At 71.7% G+C, this 20523-nt stretch carries 22 protein-coding genes; 8 read left to right on the top strand and 14 right to left on the bottom strand.

Annotation, left to right across the window (positions count from 1 at the left end; translation table 11 throughout):
- Positions 1-22: 22 nt before the first annotated feature.
- Positions 23-484 carry a MarR family winged helix-turn-helix transcriptional regulator gene (locus OG338_RS29040; protein ID WP_405940190.1) on the bottom strand — a complete coding sequence of 154 codons (462 nt, stop codon included), beginning with the start codon at positions 482-484 and terminating at the stop codon, positions 23-25.
- A gap of 55 nt (positions 485-539) precedes the next feature.
- On the opposite strand from OG338_RS29040, the gene OG338_RS29035 reads away from it, so the two are divergent.
- Positions 540-947, top strand: a complete 408-nt coding sequence (locus OG338_RS29035) for a VOC family protein (protein WP_405940189.1) — start codon at positions 540-542, stop codon at positions 945-947.
- Between the two features lie 16 nt (positions 948-963).
- Here OG338_RS29035 and OG338_RS29030 read toward each other — a convergent pair whose 3' ends face one another.
- Both OG338_RS29030 and OG338_RS29025 read right to left on the bottom strand, forming a co-directional pair.
- The gene (locus OG338_RS29030) at positions 964-1515 is read right to left on the bottom strand and encodes a glycoside hydrolase family 25 protein (RefSeq protein WP_405940188.1); all 552 of its coding nucleotides are present in this window, start codon (positions 1513-1515) and stop codon (positions 964-966) included.
- A 266-nt stretch (positions 1516-1781) separates the two neighbouring features.
- Positions 1782-3191 carry a radical SAM protein gene (locus tag OG338_RS29025; protein WP_405940187.1) on the bottom strand — a complete coding sequence of 470 codons (1410 nt, stop codon included), beginning with the start codon at positions 3189-3191 and terminating at the stop codon, positions 1782-1784.
- Between the two features lie 220 nt (positions 3192-3411).
- Between OG338_RS29025 and OG338_RS29020 the strand changes: the two genes are divergently transcribed.
- Positions 3412-3918 carry an SRPBCC family protein gene (locus OG338_RS29020; protein ID WP_405940186.1) on the top strand — a complete coding sequence of 169 codons (507 nt, stop codon included), beginning with the start codon at positions 3412-3414 and terminating at the stop codon, positions 3916-3918.
- A 3-nt stretch (positions 3919-3921) separates the two neighbouring features.
- Here the strand turns inward: OG338_RS29020 and OG338_RS29015 are convergent, their stop codons facing one another.
- Positions 3922-4788: a pentapeptide repeat-containing protein gene (locus OG338_RS29015; protein WP_405940185.1), complete on the bottom strand. Its 867-nt coding sequence runs from the start codon at positions 4786-4788 to the stop codon at positions 3922-3924.
- A 137-nt stretch (positions 4789-4925) separates the two neighbouring features.
- Here OG338_RS29015 and OG338_RS29010 point away from each other — a divergent pair, with 137 nt between their 5' ends.
- Together OG338_RS29010 and OG338_RS29005 are read left to right on the top strand one after the other, a co-directional pair.
- Complete coding sequence (locus tag OG338_RS29010) at positions 4926-5411, top strand: hypothetical protein (RefSeq protein WP_405940184.1); 486 nt, start codon at positions 4926-4928, stop codon at positions 5409-5411.
- A gap of 90 nt (positions 5412-5501) precedes the next feature.
- The gene (locus tag OG338_RS29005) at positions 5502-5729 is read left to right on the top strand and encodes a hypothetical protein (RefSeq protein WP_405940183.1); all 228 of its coding nucleotides are present in this window, start codon (positions 5502-5504) and stop codon (positions 5727-5729) included.
- Between the two features lie 33 nt (positions 5730-5762).
- Here the strand turns inward: OG338_RS29005 and OG338_RS29000 are convergent, their stop codons facing one another.
- Complete coding sequence (locus OG338_RS29000; protein ID WP_405940182.1) at positions 5763-6833, bottom strand: enoyl-CoA hydratase/isomerase family protein; 1071 nt, start codon at positions 6831-6833, stop codon at positions 5763-5765.
- Between the two features lie 189 nt (positions 6834-7022).
- Between OG338_RS29000 and OG338_RS28995 the strand changes: the two genes are divergently transcribed.
- Entirely contained in the window at positions 7023-9194 is a 2172-nt protein-coding gene (locus tag OG338_RS28995; RefSeq protein ID WP_405940181.1) for a SpoIIE family protein phosphatase, read from the top strand.
- Between the two features lie 89 nt (positions 9195-9283).
- Here the strand turns inward: OG338_RS28995 and OG338_RS28990 are convergent, their stop codons facing one another.
- The 5 genes from OG338_RS28990 to OG338_RS28970 form a co-directional block, all read right to left on the bottom strand.
- The gene (locus OG338_RS28990; protein WP_405940180.1) at positions 9284-9916 is read right to left on the bottom strand and encodes an LAETG motif-containing sortase-dependent surface protein; all 633 of its coding nucleotides are present in this window, start codon (positions 9914-9916) and stop codon (positions 9284-9286) included.
- 188 nt (positions 9917-10104) lie between these two features.
- The gene (locus OG338_RS28985; protein ID WP_405940179.1) at positions 10105-10593 is read right to left on the bottom strand and encodes a GNAT family N-acetyltransferase; all 489 of its coding nucleotides are present in this window, start codon (positions 10591-10593) and stop codon (positions 10105-10107) included.
- 30 nt (positions 10594-10623) lie between these two features.
- The gene (locus OG338_RS28980) at positions 10624-11790 is read right to left on the bottom strand and encodes a DUF6397 family protein (RefSeq protein WP_405940178.1); all 1167 of its coding nucleotides are present in this window, start codon (positions 11788-11790) and stop codon (positions 10624-10626) included.
- Between the two features lie 122 nt (positions 11791-11912).
- On the bottom strand, positions 11913-12326 hold the full coding sequence (locus OG338_RS28975; protein WP_405940177.1) for a roadblock/LC7 domain-containing protein: 414 nt from the start codon (positions 12324-12326) through the stop codon (positions 11913-11915).
- 118 nt (positions 12327-12444) lie between these two features.
- Positions 12445-13845, bottom strand: a complete 1401-nt coding sequence (locus OG338_RS28970) for an LCP family protein (protein WP_405940176.1) — start codon at positions 13843-13845, stop codon at positions 12445-12447.
- Between the two features lie 445 nt (positions 13846-14290).
- Here OG338_RS28970 and OG338_RS28965 point away from each other — a divergent pair, with 445 nt between their 5' ends.
- The gene (locus OG338_RS28965) at positions 14291-14866 is read left to right on the top strand and encodes a TerD family protein (protein WP_405940175.1); all 576 of its coding nucleotides are present in this window, start codon (positions 14291-14293) and stop codon (positions 14864-14866) included.
- Between the two features lie 66 nt (positions 14867-14932).
- Here OG338_RS28965 and OG338_RS28960 read toward each other — a convergent pair whose 3' ends face one another.
- The gene (locus OG338_RS28960; protein WP_405940174.1) at positions 14933-17044 is read right to left on the bottom strand and encodes an MMPL family transporter; all 2112 of its coding nucleotides are present in this window, start codon (positions 17042-17044) and stop codon (positions 14933-14935) included.
- 89 nt (positions 17045-17133) lie between these two features.
- Between OG338_RS28960 and OG338_RS28955 the strand changes: the two genes are divergently transcribed.
- Positions 17134-17643 (top strand): MarR family winged helix-turn-helix transcriptional regulator, encoded by a 510-nt coding sequence (locus OG338_RS28955; RefSeq protein WP_405940173.1) that lies wholly within the window; start codon positions 17134-17136, stop codon positions 17641-17643.
- Here the strand turns inward: OG338_RS28955 and OG338_RS28950 are convergent.
- The gene (locus OG338_RS28950; RefSeq protein ID WP_405940172.1) at positions 17640-18524 is read right to left on the bottom strand and encodes an oxygenase MpaB family protein; all 885 of its coding nucleotides are present in this window, start codon (positions 18522-18524) and stop codon (positions 17640-17642) included. The two genes, OG338_RS28955 and OG338_RS28950, sit on opposite strands and share 4 nt — an antisense overlap.
- A gap of 275 nt (positions 18525-18799) precedes the next feature.
- Between OG338_RS28950 and OG338_RS28945 the strand changes: the two genes are divergently transcribed.
- Positions 18800-19672, top strand: a complete 873-nt coding sequence (locus tag OG338_RS28945; protein WP_405940171.1) for a hypothetical protein — start codon at positions 18800-18802, stop codon at positions 19670-19672.
- Positions 19673-19684: 12 nt separating this feature from the next.
- Here the strand turns inward: OG338_RS28945 and OG338_RS28940 are convergent, their stop codons facing one another.
- Positions 19685-20227, bottom strand: coding sequence for an MOSC domain-containing protein (locus tag OG338_RS28940; RefSeq protein WP_405940170.1), 543 nt, complete (start codon positions 20225-20227; stop codon positions 19685-19687).
- Positions 20228-20255: 28 nt separating this feature from the next.
- Entirely contained in the window at positions 20256-20438 is a 183-nt protein-coding gene (locus OG338_RS28935) for a hypothetical protein (protein ID WP_018105018.1), read from the bottom strand.
- Positions 20439-20523 lie beyond the last annotated feature (85 nt).

Here is a 20523-nt window from a genome sequence, read left to right as displayed (position 1 = left end):
CGCACCCGGTGCCCCGAATGGGTCAGCGACCTGGCCGTTCCGGTGTGTTCTCCCGCGTCCCGTCGTGGACGCGGAGCAACAGGGCGGTCAGCTGGGCGCGTTCGCGGGAGGTCAGGGGCGCCAGGACATCGTCCTGTACGGCCAGCGCCTCGGCCTTGAGGGTTTCCAGCAGGGCGCGGCCGGCCGGTGTGACGGTGACTGTGACACGCCGCCGGTCGGCGGTGTCACGGGCCCGGTCCACCAGGCCGGACGCGCCGAGTCCGTCCACGATCTTGACGACGTCGCTGCGGTCGATCGAAAGCCGCGCGGCGAGTTCGCGCTGCACATGGGGGCCGAAGTCGGCCAGCGCGGCGAGGATCGCCATGTGCCAGAGCCTCAGCCCGCGTTCGGCCAGCCGGTCGGCGAGCCGGCCGCGCGCCGCCTTGCCGGTCTTGGACATGAGGTAGGTCGTCATACCCAGGAGACTGGGAGGGGTTTCGTTCATCAGGTATATCGTAGGGCCAACCCATGATGGGTGTGCACCTACTGAAGGAGCCTCCGTGGACGCGCTGCATCCCCGCCTGCTGGTCGGCCGGTTCGCCGACTGCTTCCGCTTCTACGACGCCGTGCTGCCGGAGCTGATCGGTGCCGTACGCGCCAGCGGCAACGCCTCGGGGCCGTACGCGCACTGGGACGTCGGGGGGCAGGGCGCGCTGGTGCTGTTCGACCGGAGCGCGATGGCGGCGGTCGCCGGCACGAAGCACCTGCCCGCGGACCCGCCCCCGGCCCAGGACCGGTCGATGTTCGTCCTGCGTGTGGCGGACGTGGACGCGGGGCTGGCCGTCTGCCTCGGCCACGGCGCCGAGTTGACCGCGCCCGCGTGCGACCGCCCGGAGTGGGGTCCGGGGCTGCGCACCGCCCATGTGCGCGACCCCGAGGGGCATCTCGTGGAGCTTCAGTCCTACTGACCGGTGCCCGTCGGCGTTACTTCTTGGCCCAGGCGCGCATGGCGGAGCGGGAGGAGAAGTCGGCGACGTCCTTGTCGAGCGGCCGGTCGGTGTACTGGTGGATGCGCCAGGACGCCTTGATGCGCGGCTTGCCCGCCTTCACGTAGTCGGCGATCCAGAGCCCGTCCCCGGCGTACGACGTGGTGTCGTGGTTCAGCCAGAAGTAGCGGTTGCAGTAGAGCAGGACGCGGTGGTGCGGCCGCAGGCGCTTGACCTCGCGGATGAAGCGGTCCTTCTCGGCGTTGCTCGGGCGGGTGCCCTCGCCGTTCTGCTCCCAGTCGACGGCGAGCAGATCGCCGGCCTTCTCGGGCGCCTTGCTCAGGAAGTATTCGGCCTGCGCCGCGATGTTTCCGGGCCACAGGAAGTGGTAGAAGCCGACGACGCATTCGGCGTCGCGGGCCCGTTTCGTCTGGTCGGACAGGCGCGGATTGACGTAGGAACGGCCCTCGGTGGCTTTGATGAAGACGAAGTCCAGTCCGTCCGTGTCGAACGAGGACTGATAGGCGCTGACATCGACACCGTGCAGCATGGGCGCCGCCTTTACAATCGGGGGGCTCTGTTCCGCTTACTTTCCCTGATCGTCCGCCTCCCACCCTCACTCGAAGCACGAATGCGCGTGTGTGCCGGGGCGCACGCTCCGGCACACACGCGGAGGCGGGCGCGCGCCGCCGCCGGCGAACCCGGTGCGGAAGGAGCCGGGTTCCACGATCAGGACCTTGATGCCGTGCGGGAGATGCTGGAGCAGGTGGTGCAGGGGTCCGTGATCTGCTTCGCGCCCGAGAGCATGGCCCGCTACTACGCGCGCCCCGACCTGTCCTGGGTGCCGCTCACCGATGTCGAGCCCCTGCGCGTGGTCCTGGCCGGGGCGGCCGGCAGGCTGTCCATGAAGGAGCTGACGGAGAACACCGCGTTCCCCGCTCCGGGTGGTCCGTAACCGGGAGGCGAGCTGAGTCCGAATTCCTCCATCGTCGCGCGGTACGACTCCAGAAGCCGGATGTGGTACTCCAGCGGCGCCCCGTCCGGGTTGGTCCTGCCGAGCGGAGTCGTCGGCTCCGGGCACCAGGTGGTGAAGCGCGGGGTGATGCCGTGCGACATGAAGAAGCGCAGGCCCTCGGTGGTCGAGTCGATGGCTTCCTTCACCGTGCTGAAACCGAACGGCTCGGCCATCTCCACTCCGGCGACGAAGTTCGGGATGACGTTGCGCGCGCCGAACACGTCGGCGGAGTCCAGGATGCGGCGGTGCCACTCGTCACGGCCGACGTAGCGCTCCTTGCCCGGGCAGTACAGCTCGAACAGACGGCGGTCCCACACCTCGTAGTTGGGGTGGTAGATCTGCACCCCGTAGTCGTGGAACCGCTGGACGTCCGCCTTGGGCAGCGCCTGGGCGACGACCTTCCCGATCCAGCGGCCCGGGAAACGCTCCTCGATGGCCTTGGCGTACTGGCCGTAGAAGTCCGCCTCGTCCCGGCCGCCGATGTGCGAGGTGATGGCGCCGCCGGTGAGGGTGTACGCGGTGGAGGTCTTCGCCGTGTCGTACCGGTCGATGATCTCCAGCGCCTCCAGCACCTCCTCGACGGGCTTCACGCCGGTGTACGGGCGGCCCGCCGCCTTGTGCTGGCGCCAGTTGTGGTTGATGTCGCAGTACTGGCACTCCTCCTTCGCACCGAAGTACTGGCAGACGCGGAAGACGGTGAGGTAGACGAGGTAGCCCCACTGGATGGTCGGGGCGACCTCCATCACGGACTTACCGTTGGCCAGCGTGTGCCGGTAGTAGTCGGGCATCGGGGGCAGACCGACGTCGGAGATGCGCCTGCCGTCGAGGTAGAGCCCGAGCATCCCGTCCGCGTCCGCCGCGACACGGTACGGGGACGCGGGGTTGACGCGCACGGAGACAACGGTGCGCCGCAGCTCGTAGGGGCCGCCTGTGAGCACGATCTCCTCCGGCGGGCGGCGCAGGGCGGCCGCGCCCAGCTCGGGCAGGGTGCCGTGGTCGAAGGAGAAGATGAAGTACGACTTCGGCTTGACGTCGCCGCCCTCGTTGTCGCTGAGCGCGGACTCGTCGAAGGCGACGCCGCCGCGCAGCAGGTCTTCCTTGATGACGGCCTCGCGCGGCACGTGCGGGAACTGCTCCATCAGCCGTTCGACGAGCCGGGTGCGGTCTGCGGTGCCGGGCTCGGTGCGGCTGGGATCGGTACGGCCTTGCATGTGCGGGCTCCTCGGTCGGTCGTCGGCGTGTTCCGGATGCGACGTCTGTGCAACGAACCACGGCCGCGGGGCGTTCTCTTCCCGGCTGCCGGATGCGTCACTCCCCGCCTCCGGATTTTATGTGACCGGTCAGTAAGGTGTGCGGGCGGGAGCCCGTCGGCCGTGCGGCCGGTCCGACGCCCGGTGGTGACCGCAGCCGGCCGCGGAACGGAAGTGCCCCATGCCCCGCACCATGACCGTGTCGGACAGCGTCGTCGTGCACACCGGACCGCTGGAGGTCTACACCCTGCTGAGCGACCCCACGGCGATGGGCCGCTGGAGCCCGGAGAACCTGGGCGCGCGGGTGCGTGGGGAACGCCGGGAGGCGTACGTCGGCATGGTCTTCGACGGCCGCAACAAGCGCGGGCCAGTGAGCTGGACGACCCGGTGCACGGTGACGGCGGCCGATCCGGGGCGGCGGTTCGCGTTCCGGGTCCACGCGATCGGTGCGCGGCGGCCGTTGCTGCGCGGGCCGATCGCCACCTGGGAGTACCGCTTCGAGGCGGTGGAGGGCGGCACCCGGGTCACGGAGACCTGGACGGACGACCGCCGCGCCTGGCCGGACTTCGTGGCCAACGCCTTCGACCGGGTGGCGACCAGGGGGCACACCTTCGCCGTGTTCCAGCGCCGCAACATCCGCACCACGCTCGACCGCCTCAAGGCGGCGCTGGAGTCCCCGGACGCCTGAGGGTCATGCCGTCCAGTGCGCGGGGCGGCTCAGCGACGAGGGGAGCCGGGTGGTGGCGCTCCCCCGGGCGGCGTTCACCTGCGCCTGCGTCAGGAACAGCGCCCCGGTCAGGTCGGCGCCCGACAGGTCCGCGTCCCGGAAGTCCGCGCCGATGAGGTCCGCGAGGCGCAGGTCGGCGCCGCCGAGGTCCGCCGCGATGAGGTAGGCGCCGCGCAGATCGGCGCCCCGCAGGTCCGCCTTCCTGAGCCGGGCGCCCATGAGGTCGCCGCCCCGGTGGCTGCGCTTCTTCCGGCCGGTCGTGGGGCGGGGGGCCGTGGCGCGCACGAGTTCGCTCACCCGGCCGAGGAGCACGGCGACCTCGCCCCGGTGGGCGGCCACGTCGAGCTCCGCCAGGGCGGCGGCGTCGAGGCGGGTCAGGGCTTCGGTCGCTTCGAGGGTGCGCCGGATCTCGCCGCGCAGGGGGCGGGCGGGGACGAGGCCGGCCGCCTCCGTCAGGTACCAGAGCAGTTCGTGGAGTTGCCGGACGACCGGGAAGACCTCGAACATCTGCTGCGCGGTCTCCGGTGCGCCGCGCCAGTCCCGGCCGCCGAAGATCTCCACCGACACCTTCTGGCCCGCCCCGAAGCAGTCGTAGACGGTGCAGCCGGGGAACCCCTCGGTGCGCAGCCGGGCGTGGATGCCGCAGCGGAAGTCGTCCCGGAGGTTGCGGCAGGGCGTGCCCGCCGCCTTGTTGACGGCGAAGTCGGCGGAGCGGGTGAGCGTCAGCGCGACGCAGCACAGGGCGAAGCAGTTGCCGCAGTCGGCGCGCAGGGCGTCACGGCCGTCGCCGTCCTGGCGGTCGGTGCCGGCGGGTCGGTCGGTGTCGGGCACGGTGGGTGAATCCTTCGGGGCGCGGTGTTCGTGAGCAGCACCGGAGCCTATCGGCTTCGCATCCGGTCGGCCGTTGTCGGTGGGGCGGCGCACACTGGCAGCAGTGCGTTACGGGGACGGGACGGAGGGGGTCGGCTATGGGCGGCGGGGCGGAGAGCGGGTTCGAGCCGGCGACGGGGGACGGCCCGCCGGCTCCCGGCGATGCGGTGGTGCGCGCCGCTTCGGTGCGGTCGGCGTGGGCCGGGCTGGTGCAGATCAGGCGGCTGGCGAACAGCGGCCGGGCCGATCCGGAGTCGGTGCCCGCGCCGTGGGAGCTGCACCGTCCGGTACGGGCCGTGGCCCTGGCCCTGGAAGCCGCGGGGCTGCCCGCCTCGGCCGTCGGCCCGTCAGGGGAGCGTACGGGGAAGGGTTACCGCGTGACGGCGGGGGCGTCGCCGGGGACGGTGCGGGTGGAGTGGCTGGGCCCGGCCGGGAGCGGGGCGGCGTACGAGGAGGCCGGCGAGCTGCCCCGGTGCGCGGACGCGCTGCGGGAGTTGGGCTGGACCGCGTTGCTGTACCGGGGGCCGCGCGGTCGCCGGTTCCTGGAGGTCGAGCCGCCGGCGGGTCCGCCGGTCGGCCGATAGTCGCCGTGCCGTGCCACTCGCCGGCCGCCGTTGTCAGACCCATGGGGGATGCTGGTCGGGTCCGACACCTCTGACCCTGGAGATGCTGAGATGCGTAAGGACGAACTCGCGGCGGCGCAGGCGTATGTCCGTTTACTGGAGGCCACCCGGGCGGCCCTGACCGACCCGGACGACGCCCCGGTGTATCTGCCGTTGCTCACGTCACCGATGGAGGAGGCGGACGGGGCGCTCCGGCGAGCGGGGTTCGCGGGCAACGAGACGCGGTTCTTCGAACTGGTCGGGTCGCTCCGGCCGAGCCTGACGGGCGGCGGCCGCTGAGGAGGGCGCCGAGGCGGTCCCGCCGGTAGGGCCTCAGCGGACCTCGGGGAGTGGTGCGAGGCCGAGTTCGCGGTCGCCGAGGGGCGCGAAGTGGCGGGCCACGTCCTCGTCAGTGACCTGGGCGAGCTCGGCGGGGTGCCAGCGGGGGTCGCGGTCCTTGTCCACGATCTGGGCGCGGACGCCCTCCACCAGGTCGGGGCCTGCGAAGGCGGCGGTCGAGACGCGGTATTCCTGGTCGAGGACCGCTTCGAGCCCGCCGAGGCGGCGCGCCCGGCGCACGGCTTCGAGCGTCACCTTGAGCGAGGTGGGCGCCTTGGCCAGGATGGTCGCCGCGGCCTGCTTGGCGGCCGGGTCCCCGTGGCCGGCGAGGCGGTCCACGATCTCTTCGACGGTGTCGGCCGCGTAGCAGGAGTCGATCCAGGCGCGATGCGCGGCGAGCTCGCCGCCGGGGGCGGGGCGGGCGTGGTCCGCGACGGTCCTGGTGACGGCCTCGGGGGTCGTGCAGTCGGCCAGGGCGGCGACGAGGGCGGCGAGCCCCTCGGCGGGCACGAAGTGGTCGGCGAGTCCGCAGAGCAGCGCGTCGGCAGCGCCGACGGAGTCTCCGGTGAGCGCGAGATGCGTACCGAGTTCGCCGGGTGCGGCGCCCAGCAGGTACGTTCCGCCGACGTCCGGGACGAATCCGATGCCGGTCTCCGGCATGGCGATGCGGGAGCGCTCCGTGACGATCCGGACGGAGCCGTGGGCGGAGACTCCCACGCCGCCGCCCATCACGATGCCGTCCATCAGGGCGACGTACGGCTTGGGGAAGCGGGCGATCCGTGCGTTGAGCCGGTACTCGTCCCGCCAGAAGTCCAGCGAGGTGGTGCCCCCGGCCAGGGCGTCGTCGCGGACGGCACGGATGTCGCCGCCCGCGCACAGGCCGCGCTCCCCCGCGCCGGTGAGCAGCACGGCGACGACCGCCTCGTCGCTGTCGGCCGCGTCGAGCGCGGCGGCCATGAGCCGCACCATGGCGTGGTTGAGCGCGTTGAGGGCGCGGGGCCGGTTGAGCGTGAGGTGGCGGACTCGTCCTTCGGTGTGCAGCAGGACGGGGTCCTCGTGGTTCATGCGTGCGCTCCGCTCAGCCCGGGTGCCGTGCCGTCCGCCGGTCGGGGGACGATCCTCCGCTGCCATTGTGCGCGGGGCCGCTGGGAGCGGGCGGTGCGGGGTGGTTTCCGCTGTGGCAGGCGTGCCGGACCGGCCGGACAATTGAGGCACGCCGTACGGCGGACCCGCCGGACGATCCTCGGAGCTGGAATGACCGATCAGAACCGGCCGCCGGTCGTCCCTGGACCGCCCGGCCGGCCTGAGGGCAGGACGCCGGTCGGCGAGACCGGTACGGCGGAGCGGCTCGCGATGAACCGGACGGGCAGCTTCGACTGGGATCTCGATGCCTGGATCCTGGACGTGGACGAGGCGGGCCTGCTGGTCTTCGGACTGGACCCGGCCGCATTCGACGCGCGCCCGGAGTCCCTGGCGGAGGTGCTCGACCCGGAGGAGCGGACCCGTCTGGGGGTGGCGACGGACGAGGCGCTGAAGGGCGTGGGCAGCTCGTACAGCGTCCACTTCCGGATTCCGCTCGCCGACGGCCGGGATCAGTGGACGCATGTCCAGGGGCGCATCCTGCGCGGCGAGGACGGGAAGGCGCGCCGGGTGATCGGTCTGGTGCGGGACGCGACGGCCGAGGTCACCCATTCGGACTTCGTACTGGATCTGGAAAAACGCCGCCGCCGCCAGACCGACATCGTTGAACGCACAACGAGTGCTTTGTCGCGTGCGGTGACGGTGGACGATGTGACCGCCGCCCTGACCGGTCCCGGCGGTCTGGCGCGGCTGGGCGCGGACGGGCTGGCCCTCGGGCTGCTGGACAACGCGGCGCTGAACGTCATCGCGCTGAGCGGTGAATCCCTGGAGGTGCTGGACGACCTGGGTTCGGGCCGGCTCGACCCGACGTACCCGCTGGCCGACACCGTGCTCAGCGGACGTCCCCGCTTCGTCGGCTCACTGACGGCACTGACCCGGCGCTACCCGGTGCTGGAGCCGTACGTGGGCCGGCTGAGGTTCCAGGCGGCGGCCTATCTGCCGCTCGTCGCCCAGGCGAGGACGCTCGGCGGTCTGGCCCTCTTCTACCGGCAGCGCACCGCCTTCACGGCCGACGAGCGCAATCTGTGCCTCGGGCTCGCCGCGATCGTCGCCCAGTCCCTGCAACGGGCCAAGCTGTTCGACGAGGAGCGCGAGTTCGCGACCGGGCTGCAGTCCGCGATGCTGCCGCGCCGCATCCATGACATCGAGGGCGGTGAGATCGCGGTCCGCTACCACGCGGCGTGGAGCGGCCGCCAGGTCGGCGGTGACTGGTACGACGTGATCGCCCTGCCCAAGGGGCGGTTCGGGATCGTGGTGGGCGACGTCCAGGGGCACGACACGCATGCGGCGGCGATCATGGGACAGCTCCGGATCGCGTTGCGCGCGTACGCCGCCGAGGGGCATCCGCCCGCGACGGTGCTGGCCCGCGCCTCACGGTTCCTCGCCGAGCTGGACACGGACCGGTTCGCGACGTGCGCCTATGCCCAGGTCGATCTGGAGACGGGGACCGTGCGGGTGGTGCGGGCCGGTCATTTCGGGCCGCTGATCCGGCACATGGACGGCCGGGTCGGCACCCCCCGGGTGCGTGGCGGCATGCCGCTGGGCATTTCCACCGACTTCGGCGACGAGGAGTATCCGGAGACCCGGCTCGACCTGGTACCGGGCGAGACGCTGGTGCTGTACACGGACGGGCTCGTGGAGGAGCCGGGCGCCGACATCGACGCGGGGGTGCGCACCCTGATCACCGAGGTCAGCGCGGGGCCGGCGGGCGCGGAGGCACTGGCCGACCATCTGTCGGACCGGCTGTGGGAGCGGTGGGGCTCCGGTGACGACGTCGCCCTGCTGGTGCTGCGCCGCAGCCCCGACCCGGGGTCGCCCAGGGCGCCGAGGCTCCACCAGTACATCCACCAGGCCGATCCGGAGGGGCTGTCCGAGGCGCGGAACATCGTGCGCCAGGCGCTGACCGACTGGGACATGGCCGAACTGGCCGACGACGCCGAGCTGGTGACCGGTGAGCTGCTGGTGAACGTACTGCTCCACACGGAGGGCGGGGCCGTCCTGACCCTGGAGGTGCTGCCGGAGCCGGTCCGCCGGGTGCGGCTGTCGGTGCAGGACCGCTCCAGCGCCTGGCCGCGCCGCCGGTCACCGGGCGAGACCGCGACGTCGGGCCGGGGACTGCTGCTGCTCGACGCCGTGTCCACGCGCTGGGGCATCGAGCCGAGGGGCGAGGGCAAGGCGGTCTGGTGCGAGATCGGACCGGGCGCACCGCCCACCACGCCCCCGGTGCACCGGCACGCCGCGAAACCGCCCGGGGACGGCCCGCAGGCCGGGGGCGCCCAACGGTGAGGGGCGCACCGCCACGTCGCGTGTGACGGTACGCCCCTCGGCCCCGCCGCCGCCCCTTCGCTGTGCGCGTCCGGACGGCGGGGTTTACGTCAGTGCTGCGCGGTGCGGCGCTTGCGCACCGACCACATGATGCCGCCACCGGCCAGCAGTACGGCCACCGCGGCGCCACCGATGATCGGCGTGGCGGACGAGGAGCCGGTCTCGGCCAGGTTCGGCGAGCTGGGGCTCGGCGTCGCCGCGGCGGGCGCGGACGACGACGGAGCGGACTCGCTCGGCTTGACGGTCGGGCTGGGTGACGCCGTGGTGGGCGTCTCGGACGGCTTCGTCTCGGTCGGGCTCGGCGACGACTTCGTCGGCGGGGTGTCCTCGCACACCGGCGCCTGCTTGGTGTCTTCGATCGAGAACTGGTCGTCGTCCCCGGCCTTGACGACCAGATACACCGTCAGCGGCTGGTCGTGCTCCGGCAGCGCGAGCTTCTTCTCGAAGCTTTTGCCGAACGTCTCCGTCGGCAGCAGGGCGTTGCCTTCGACGGTGACGGTCACCTCGTTGGTGACACCGGCGTTGTACTGAGTGAGGTGGAGGCTCACTTCGTCACAGGTCACGTCCCAGGTGGGGGTGTGAGCTGCGGCCGGACCGGCGGCGAGGACCGCGCCGGAGAGGCCGACCACCGCGGCGGCGACGAGAGTTCCCGCTGCGCGCCACGGTCTCCTGGGTATGGTCATGGATACTTCCTCCGCAGATGTTTCGCGCCCGTCTGGGCGGTGCAGCGCACAGTACTGCCCCCTTCCCCACCGTGTGCACCCGCCCCACAGCCGTTTCCGCGTCACAACCGTCCCCACACCGTCGCCGGGTCAGGACATGCCGGACACGGTCCGGGACCGCCCGGCCGCCCCCGCGCCCCGTCCCGCTTTCAGAGTCGGCGGTGCATGATGTGGAGCCCCACGAAGCCCTCGACCGGGTGGTCGAACCCTTCGGGAAGGGTGCCCAGGATGTCGAAGCCCAGCGAGCGGTAGAGCTTGACCGCAGCGGTGTTGGTCTCCACCACCGCGTTGAACTGCATGGCCCGGAACCCGGCCGTGCGCGCCCAGTCGATGCTGTACTCGCACAGGGCGCGTCCGACACCGCGCCCGGAGTGCCGGGGGTCGACCATGTAACTGGCGCTGCCGATGTGGGATCCGTTGCCCATGTGGTTGTTGTTCATCTTCGCCGTACCGAGGACGGTGCCGTCGTCGGCGACCGCGACCACGGTCCGGTTGGGGGGCTTGAGCAGCCACCAGCCGGCCGCGTCTGCCTCCTGGAGGTCGAGGGGGTAGGTGAAGGTCTCGCCGGCTGCGACGATTTCGTGGAAGAACGGCCAGATGGCGGGCCAGTCCTCGGCGGTGGCTTCCCTGATCAGCATGGCGCACAGAATGCCCGGTCAGCGCCGCGATCACCAACGGTTATCCGGAGCGCCCCGCACCGCCCCGGCCCGCCGGCGCCCACCGGACCGCACCGCCCGCGCCGGCCCGCCGCGCCGGGGCCGGCGGAACCCCAGCCCCCGGGCCGCGCGCCCCCGCAGCCGGGCCAGCAGCCCGGACGGACCCCCGGGGCGTACGTGCCCGGCGGGGCCTGCGCCCGGCCCCGAAGTCTCCGCCCCAGGCGCGGCAGGCTCCGGGCGGGGCGCGGCAGGTTCGCCCGGCGAGACCGCCCCGTCCGGCGCTTCGGGCTGCACCCAAGCAGCCGGCCCGACGAGCAGACCGTCCGCCGCGTCCCGCGGCCCGTCCCCCGGTCGCGGCGCCGGGCGCGCCTCCCGGGCGGCGTCCAGTTCGGCGATCAGGCTGATCCGGCGCCATAGGATCTCGTCCGGTTCGTCGGCGGGCATCAGCCGTGCCATCGCCTCGCGGCCGGCGATCGATCCTCGTCGGCCGAAGACCGCCTCCGGCCTGACCCTGGTGAAGTGGGCCCGCTCGTAGGGGTCGTCCACGACCTCCGCCAGCTGGACCGGATCCAGGCTCTGGGCGACGATCGCCGCGCGCACCCATGGGTCGTCGGTGAGGGCGAGCAGGCGCTCGATCCGTCGGGAGCGCCAGTTGCGCGGCCGCCAGTCGGCCCCGGTGTCCAGCCTGCCGCGCATCCAGGACGGGCTGTTGCCCACCAGGAGCTCCGGCGACCGGGCAGCCAACGCTTCGAGTTCCTGGGCGAGATAGACCCACACCACCGCCCGGTACCGGTTGAGGTAGAAGGCGACAGGTGTGAGGCATCCGGCCCGGGCGAGCCGGGCGAACCGGACCGGGCTGATCCCGAGCAGCCGGGCCCCCTCGGCGGTCCCCACCGTGCGCACCCGTGCCCGCAGCGCGCCGGGGAATCCGTCCTGGGCCCGCAGGCGCTCGATCTCCGCGCGGTCGATCCTGGGCCGGCCGTCCGGTCCGCTCCTCGCCCGGACCGCTCCCAGGTACACGGCGAGGTCGAACTCGTTCCGTTTGAGGCTGAGTTCCGCAGCGGCGCGGGCCGCGCCGAGCGTGGATCCGGATTCGTCACGCACGGTTCCGGGCGCCGAGGCCACTCCAGGATCCGAATCGGCCCCGAACACCCCGTTTTTCAGCTGCTTCGTCGTCATGACGTCACTCCCCCGCGAGTTTCGATTACTCTCTGTGATCAGAGTAGCGCGGGGAAGTCAACCGCCGCCGAGCCTGTGGATAACTCCACGGCCCCGGCGGCGGCCGGAGTGCGTCGGGCGGGTCAGAGCCGGTTGACTCCCCCGGTCCCGTCCTGCCGGGAGTCCACGCCGAGGTGTTGTCCCACCCGGTTGACGAGCAGCGTCATCTCGTACGCCACCTGACCGACGTCCGACTCCGCCTCACTCAGCACGCACAGGCAGCTGCCTTCCCCCGCCGCCGTGACGAACAGCAGTGCCTCGTCGAACTCCACCATGGTCTGCCGGGCCTTTCCGGCTCGGAAGTGCCGGCCCGAACCGCGGGCCAGGCTGTGCAGCCCCGACGAGACGGCCGCCAGGTGTTCGGCGTCCTCACGGGCGAGCCCGGTGCTCGCACCGGTCACCAGACCGTCATTCGACAACACCAGGGCGTGCCGTATGTGCGCCACCCGCTTGGTGAGATCGTCCAGGAGCCAGTCGAGTCCCCTGTCCATCGCCATTCCGTTTCCTCCCCGTTCACGCGTTCCCCGTGCCTCGCTCGTGGGCAAGCCTTGCGCACGGGTCACGTAGGGGCAAGCACCCCGTCCCCGGCACCGGTCGGGAAGCGGCCACCTCCGCTCAGCCGTAGGAGAGGTTCTCGCACGGGTCGTCGTCCGCCGACCGGGCCTCGTCGGCGATCGCGGCCGGCACCTCCGGGGTGGCGGACGCGCCGTCGGGTGCGGCCGAGGGGTTGTTCGCGTAGTCCTGTCCGACGGTGACCTGGAGGCCGCTTCCCGCATCGGCGGACTCGGTGATCCGTGCGCCGGGGAAGAGCCCGGCCATGGTGCGGGCCTGGTCCCGCAGGCCGGGGCCGTACGCGATGACGGTGGTGGCGCGGGTCTGGTCCCGCGCGTTGGCCGTGTTGGTGACGGTGAAGTCGTGCGCGCGCAGGAGCCCGGCCGCCTCGGCCGCGAGCCCGGGCACCGTAGTGCCGTTGTAGACGGCGGCCTGGATGCCCTTGCCCGAGACGGGGGACGGTGAAGCCTTGGGGGACTCGGTGGTGTCCGCCTTGGCGTCGAGGGGGCGGTCGGCCTTCAGCGCGGCCCACAGCGCGTCGGCGTCCGGCTCCACGACGGCGACGCGCTCACCCTCGTACCGCCATGGAACGGTGACGAACTTGGTGTTGTGCAGGTCGATGTTCTTCATCGAGAGGGCGAAGGAGAGCAGCTTGTCGGCCGAGCCGAGCCCGGGGTCGACGGTCATCGCGTCGGTGGCGGCGTCGGCCAGCGGCAGGAGGGCCGTGGGATTCATACCGCGCGACTTGATCTTCTTGACCAGGGAGGCGACGAATGCCTGCTGCCTCTTGATCCGCCCTATGTCGGAGCCGTCACCGATGCCGTGGCGCAGCCGTACGTAGTCGAGGGCGCGTTGGCCCGAGACCGTCTGCGGGCCCTTCTCGAAGATCAGGGTGCCCCGGGTCGTGCGCTTGGGGTTCAGGTCGCGCTGATAGATGTCGTTCGGCAGGCACACCGGCACTCCGCCGACGGCGGAGGTCAGCGCGGAGAATCCCGCGAAGTCGATGACGACGGTGTGGTCGACGCGCAGTCCGGTCAGCTGCTCGACGGTGTTCTGGGTGCAGGCCGGGTTGCCCTCGACGGTCTCCCCCACCGAGAACGCCCCGTTGAACTGGCTGTGGTGGCGTGGGGCGGTCCAACTGCCGTCGGGCTTCCGGCAGGCCGGGATGTCGACCATGGCGTCACGGGGAACGGATACGGCCACGGCATGCCTGCGATCGGCGTACACATGCAGCAGGAGCACGGTGTCCGAGCGGCCGACGTCACCGGTGGCTCCGCCCAGCCCCTTGTTCTTGCCCGAGCGGGTGTCCGATCCGATGACAAGGACGTTCTGGCCCCCGGAGGAACCGGGCGGCCGGTCGCCGGAGACTCCGTCGCTGCTGAACGTGTCGATGCTGCCGGTGAGTTTCAGATATCCCCAGCCGATCCCGGCGACCAGCAGGACGAGGAAGGACAGCGCGGACACCGCCGTCCGCCGCAGCCGGCTCCCCCTCCTCCCCGCCCCTGTCGCTCTGTTCCTGCTTGCCATGGGCCACCCCGTTCGTACGGCTGCCGTGCGGGGCCGCCTCCCGGCGACACCCGTACGGTCGTGCAGTTGTGCGGTTTTCTGGTCGTGACGTGCGATGACTTCGTGCGCCCCGGACCTGACCATCGTCAGTCCGATCCCCTCTCCCCACAGGGTCACCGGAAACATTGACCGGAAGACGCCGGAAGCCAGTGGGGCAAAGGGCGTCTTCCCCGCCCGCCCTGCGATGAATCGGGCGGGACGCCACCCGCGCCCCTGGGCAAATCCTCGCGTTTCCTGAAGAGTGAGGGGACAGCCGTCGTCCGTTCCGGGCGACGGCCGGACCGCGGCCGGCTGGAACGTGCGGGGCGTGGTCGGTGAACCACTGGATCATTGGAGGAAGTTCATGGGTGTGACCCTGGCCAAGGGCGGCAACGTCTCCTTGTCGAAGGAGGCGCCCGGCCTGACCGCGGTGACGGTCGGCCTGGGCTGGGACGTACGCACGACGACCGGGGCCGACTACGACCTCGACGCCAGTGCGCTGCTGTGCGCGGAGCACGGAAAGGTGGTCTCCGACCTGCACTTCGTCTTCTACAACAACCTCAACAGCCCGGACGGCTCCGTCCAGCACACCGGGGACAACCTGACGGGTGAGGGCGAGGGCGACGACGAGTCCATCAACGTGAACCTGTCGGCGGTCCCCGCCGACATCGCGAAGATAGTCTTCCCGGTCTCCATCCATGACGCGCAGAGCCGGGGGCAGAGTTTCGGCCAGGTGCGCAACGCGTTCATCCGCGTCGTGAACCAGGCCAACGGTGTGGAGCTCGCCCGCTACGACCTCAGCGAGGACGCCTCGACGGAGACCGCGATGGTGTTCGGCGAGCTGTACCGGCACGGCGGCGAGTGGAAGTTCCGTGCGGTCGGCCAGGGTTACGCCTCCGGCCTGGCGGGTATCGCGAAGGACTTCGGCGTGAACGTCTGAGGGTGACCGCCCCACCGGCCCGGCTCCGCGTCCGCGGCGGCCGGGCCGGCTGCGTCCGGGCGGCCGTCAGCCGGAGTACGACGGCTCCCCTTCGCGCGGGGTACGGCTGATGGCGCTCGGCCACCACGCCCCGGGGCCGATGTCCACGACCAGCGCGGGTGCCAGCAGCGACCGCACCACCAGTGTGTCCAACAGGACGCCGAAGGCCACGATGAACGCGATCTGCGCGAGGAAGGCGAGCGGGATCACGATCAGCGCGGCGAAGGTGGCCGCCAGCACCACGCCCGCCGAAGTGATGACGCCGCCGGTGCTCACCAGGCCCCTCAGCATGCCCTGCCGTGCCCCGTGTTCCAGCGCCTCCTCGCGGACCCGTGACATCAGGAAGATGTTGTAGTCGACGCCGAGGGCCACCAGGAACACGAATCCGTACAGCGGCACCGAGGCGTCCGTACCGCTGAAGCCGAAGGCGTGCTTGAAGACCAGGGCCGAGACACCGAGGGTCGCCAGGAAGTTGAGGCCGACGGTGGCCACCAGCAGCACCGGCACCAGGACCGACCGCAGCAGGCCCATCAGGATCAGCAGGATGATGACGAGCACCACCGGAACGATGATGTCCCGGTCGCGCTCGGCCGTGCGCTGGGTGTCGTACTGCTGTGCGGTGTAACCGCCGACGAGCGCGTCCGCGCCTGGTACGGCATGGACGGCGTTACGCAGACGCTTGACGGTCTCCGTCGCCGCGTCGCTGTCCGCCGCGTCCTTCAGGGTGACGTCGACGCGCACCCGGCCGTCGACCACGAGCGGCTTGCCGCCGCCGGGCCGGCCCGAGGCCGTGACGGGTGCGGCGGAGGCCACCCCGGGTGTCGCCTCGGCGGCCTCGGTCACCTCGTCGGCGCTGTCGGCGTCGGCGATGACGACGGCCGGGTTTCCGGAGCCGCCCGGGAAGTGCTTGCTCAGCGTGGCCTGGGCGGAGACGGAGGGGGCGTCGTTCACGAAGATCTCGTCCAGCGGGACGCCGTGGGACTTCAGGGTGGGGGCGAACGCGGCGCAGGCGACCAGGACGACCGCGCAGGAGAGCCACACCTTGCGCGGGGACCCGTCGACGCGCGCGGCGACCCGGCGCCAGATCCCGTGCCCGCCGGCCGCCTCGTCCACGGGGCGCGGCTTGGCCGGCCAGTAGGCCGCGCGCCCGCACAGCACCAGCACGGCGGGCAGGAAGGTCATGGTGCTGAGCACCGCGCAGACGATGCCGATCGCGCCGACGGGCCCCAGCGCCCGGGTGTTCGTCAGGTCGCTGAGCAGCAGCGCGAGCAGCCCGAGCGCCACGGTGGCGGCGCTCGCGACGATGGCACCGAAGGAGCGGTGGAGGGCCGCGCGGGCGGCTGTCGTCCGGTCGCCGTGGACCGCCAGCTCCTCCCGGAAACGTGCGGTCAGCAGAAGCGCGTAGTCGGTGGCCGCGCCGATCACCAGGATCGACAGGATGCCCTGGACCTGGCCGTCCACGAGGACGACGTCGTGGTCCGCGAGGACGTAGACGATGGCGCAGGCCAGTGCGAGGGCGAAGACGGCGCTGATGATGATCAGGAAGGGCAGCAGCACACTGCGGTAGACCAGCAGCAGGATCACGAGGACGGCGGCGAGGGCCACTCCCAGCAGCAGCCCGTCGATCCCGGCGAACGCGTCCTTGAGGTCGGCCTGGGTGGCCGCGGGTCCGGCGATCTCGGCGCTCGTGCCCGCCACCGAACCCGCGGCGTCGCGCACCCGGTCCAGGGTGTCCGGGAGCTCGTCGCCGAGATCGGAACGCAGCTGTACGACGCCCGACAGGGCCTCGCCGTCCTCGGACGGCAGCGCGGGTGACGGCGTGCCGACCACGCCGGGCTGCCCGGCCAGGGAGGCCAGCGCGCGGGTCGCGGACGCGCGGGCGCCGTCCGGGAGGCCCCCGTCGCCGCCGGTCCAGACGACGATCGCGGGCACGGTCCCGGACCGCTGGAACGCCTTCTGCTCGTCCGCGACCCTGGTCGACTCGGCGCTGCGCGGCAGGAACGCCGCCCGGTCGTTGGTCGCCACCTCGCCGAGCTTGCCGGCGTACGGGCCGAGTGCCCCGCCGATTCCGAGCCAGACGACGAGCAGCGCTACAGGCACGAGCCAGCGGACGACGCGGTGCCTCGGTGGGGGCTTCATTGCTTCCTCAGGGATCGACACATGACACGGATGACGAAGTATCTCAGCCATTCATTATCTCAATGATCAAGAGATATTACTGTAGGGGCATGCGCACCACAGACGAGAGCCCGGACAGAGGCACGGACGACGGGCCCACGAGCCTCCAGTCGTTCGCTGTGCTGCTGCGCCGCATGAACGGCGAGTTCAATCGCATCGCACATGAATTCGCCCAGGCCCAGGGGCTGCACCCGACGGACATGCAGGCCCTGGTCGCCATCCTCGACGCGGACCGGGGCGAGGGCGGTCGCGCCATGACACCGGGGCGGCTGCGGGAACAGCTGAATCTCACCTCGGGGGCGGTGACCGCGTGTCTGGACCGGCTGGAACGCGCGGGGCACATCCGGCGGGTACGGGACAGCGGCGACCGGCGTGTGGTGCATCTTCACTACGCGGCCGCCGCCAAACATGTGGCCCGTGACTTCTTCAAGCCGCTGGCGACGGGCACGGAAGCGGCGCGCAGACAGTTCGCCGACGACGAGCTGCGTATCGTGATCCGCTTTCTCCAGGCGATGAACGAGGAGCTGGCGCAGCTGCGCCGCGCCGGTCCAGGAGCCTAGGGCGTGAGGTCACGGACCGGGCAGCCGCGCACCCCGGGGGTGGGGAACGTTCCCAGGTCCGCCACCTCGTAACCGTCCGGGTAGCCCTTGATCTCGGGGTTCTGCCGTGCGTAGTGCGGTGTGGTGCGCGGCGGCAGCAGGCGTACGGCGCGGGCGCGCAGCCGCAGCGCGCCCCGGGTGAGGCTTCGGGCCAGGGGCGCCGGGCGCTCGTAGCGGAAGGTGCGCAGCAGCGAGTCGTCCAGGAGGGTGAGGCTCGCGCCGCGTACCAGCGGTGCGAGGGGGCGCGGGTACCAGGACGCCATCAGGTCCAGCGTGGCGTCGGAGACCGAGCGGGCGCTCTCGTCCCAGCCGAAGTGCGCGGCCTCGTAGGCGTCGAGGATGCGCTCGAAGTCCTCGTACGTCTGCGGCAGGTCCTTGATCCCCATGCGGGCGCCGAGCGTCCTGTAGTACGTGGCGAACGCGCGCAGTTCGTGGTCGCAGAGCCGGCGCCAGCCGTAGGCGTCGAGCCACCGCTTCGGGGTGACGACGAAGGTGCACAGGACGTAGCGCATGTCGTCGTTGCCGATGTCGTAGGCGGCGTGCATCCGGTTGATGCGGCGCAGGGCGGTGCGCCCCGGATCGCTGTCGAAGCCGTGCTCGACCACGGTGTCCAGGAGGAGTGCGGTGTCGTCGTACCTCTTCTGCGTACGGTCCGTCAGTTCCGCTGTGTCGGCGAGGAGGCGGCCGATGCTGGGGACCGCGTAGGTGCGGTAGAGGGCGAGTTCGAGGGCGCGGGTGATGTCCCAGGGGAACTCCTGGGTGACGGTGATCCGGTAGATCTCCAGGAAGTCCCGCTCGGGATCGAGGCGTTGGATCTCCTTCAGCCGGTCGTAACGCTTCACCGCGCCGTCCCCCTTGTCCAGGTCGAGTGTCCCAGCCTACGTCCGGGAGCGGGACGGTGAGTACGCGCGACGCACGCGCGTTGACGTGTTGACGTGTGCTGACGGGAGGCGGGGTCCCACGACCGCGATATTCGGTGTCCTGCGCATCCGATGCCTGATCCGGGCGGACCGGGGAACGCGCTCATGGGGCATCCTTCCTTGTCAGGGCCTCGACGGCGGGGTTACCCACTGGTTAGGGTGCGCCGACGGAATCCATGACGGACGAGGAGAACGCAGTGACCGGGACGGACGACGCGGTCTCCGACGACGCGCTGTATGTGCTGACCGCGATCCTGCTGACACCCGCGCAGTTCCCCAGCGTGCTCGGCGACGACTACCCGGCGGCTTGTGCGGCGCTGGGGCTTGAGCCGTACGCGGAGGGGTACGGGCTGGTCCTGGGTCAGGACTCCGACGGCGCCCGGTGGACCGTCGTCGTGGACGACGTGTCCCTGGTCGCGGTGGCGATCGCCTCGTGGGACTGCGGTATGGAGTACGACCTGTCGCCGGACGACGGCTCGGTGGTCTGCGCGCTGCCCGGCTGGCCGCTCGCCGTGGCCGTCGCCGCGCCCGGGGTTCCCGCCCCGCACGACCCGGAACCCGACCCGGAGGCGGACGGGGAGAACCCGGCCCCTCTGTCGCCTCCCGATACCGAGGTGTGGGGGCCCGCCCAGCGCCGCCTGGGCGCGGACGCCATCGCCTCGCAGTGGGCCGCCTGGCGCGAGCAGATGGACGACGCGGCGGCCGTAAGCGAAGGCTCGGAAACCACCGCTCCCGCAACCGAAGCGGCCGGCCCCGACCCCACCCCCGACGACGGCACACCGCAGCAACCGGCCCCCGGCCCGCACCCCGGCGTCCGGCGGGCCCTCGCCGAGGCGCGCGGCTATCTGGACGATCCGCCGCCCCCTGGCCGTATCCGGTCCTCGTTCGCGCCCGGGGACGCCCGGATGATCCGGGCGGACGGCCCCGGATGGTCGATGGTGGCCAGGACCGACGACATCGCCTTCCTGCTCCTGGACGAGGTCCCGGGCGAGATCCTGCCCGTCCGGCGCGGGCCCGAGCTGCCCGGTCTCCTCACGGCCCTGGACGCGATAGCCGTACGCCCGTCCTGACCGCCGACGGGGTCAGACGCGTTCGAGCGGCCGGTGCGGCTCGGCGGGGAGCTCGATCCTGACCGGGTCTCCGGGCCGCACCACGCCACCGGCTGTGACGACGCTCATGATGCCGGCCTTGCGGACGATGTTGCCCGCCTCGTCGCGGCCGACGACCTGCTTGAGGAGGCCGTCCTGGAAGTTCTCGATCTGCATGCACGGATTGCGCAGCCCGGTCACCTCGACAACCGCCTCATCGCCGAGATGCAGCAGGGTGCCGACAGGCAGGGCCAGCAGATCGATGCCCCGGGTCGTGACGTTCTCCCCGATGGCGCCGGGTGCCACCTCGAAGCCCAGCGCACGGAGCTCCTCGAACAGCTCCTCATGGATGAGGTGGACCTGGCGCAGGTTGGGCTGGGTGGGGTCCTGGGCGACGCGGGAGCGGTGCTTGACCGTGATGCCCGCGTGCACATCGCCGTCCACCCCGAGGCCGGCGAGCAGGGTGACGCTGTCGCGGTTCGGCTTGGTGAAGCTGTAGGTCTCGTTCCTGCTGACGGCGGTCACGGTGCCACTCACGGCGGATGTCCCTTCCGGCGGCCGGCCCTCAGCGGCCGATCTCCTTGCGTGTGATCCTACGGAGCCGTCGGCGCTGGGCGGGGTCCAGGGCGAGATAGGCCAGCGTGGGGACTCCGACAAGCACGAGCAGGGACAGCCAGAACCCGATGAAGGGCATCAGGACGACCGCGACGACGACTCCCCCGATGGCGACCTTGGCGCTGTTCGACATCGTCCGTACCTCCTCCGCGGCCCGTGGCCGCCTCTGATGATGAGAACGTCCGCGCGCTCTCATCGGTTCCTCGTTCCCGCTCCCT

The organism is Streptomyces sp. NBC_00726, assembly GCF_045161735.1.
Lineage (GTDB): Bacteria > Actinomycetota > Actinomycetes > Streptomycetales > Streptomycetaceae > Streptomyces.
This window is presented reverse-complemented; position numbering and strand designations above follow the sequence as displayed.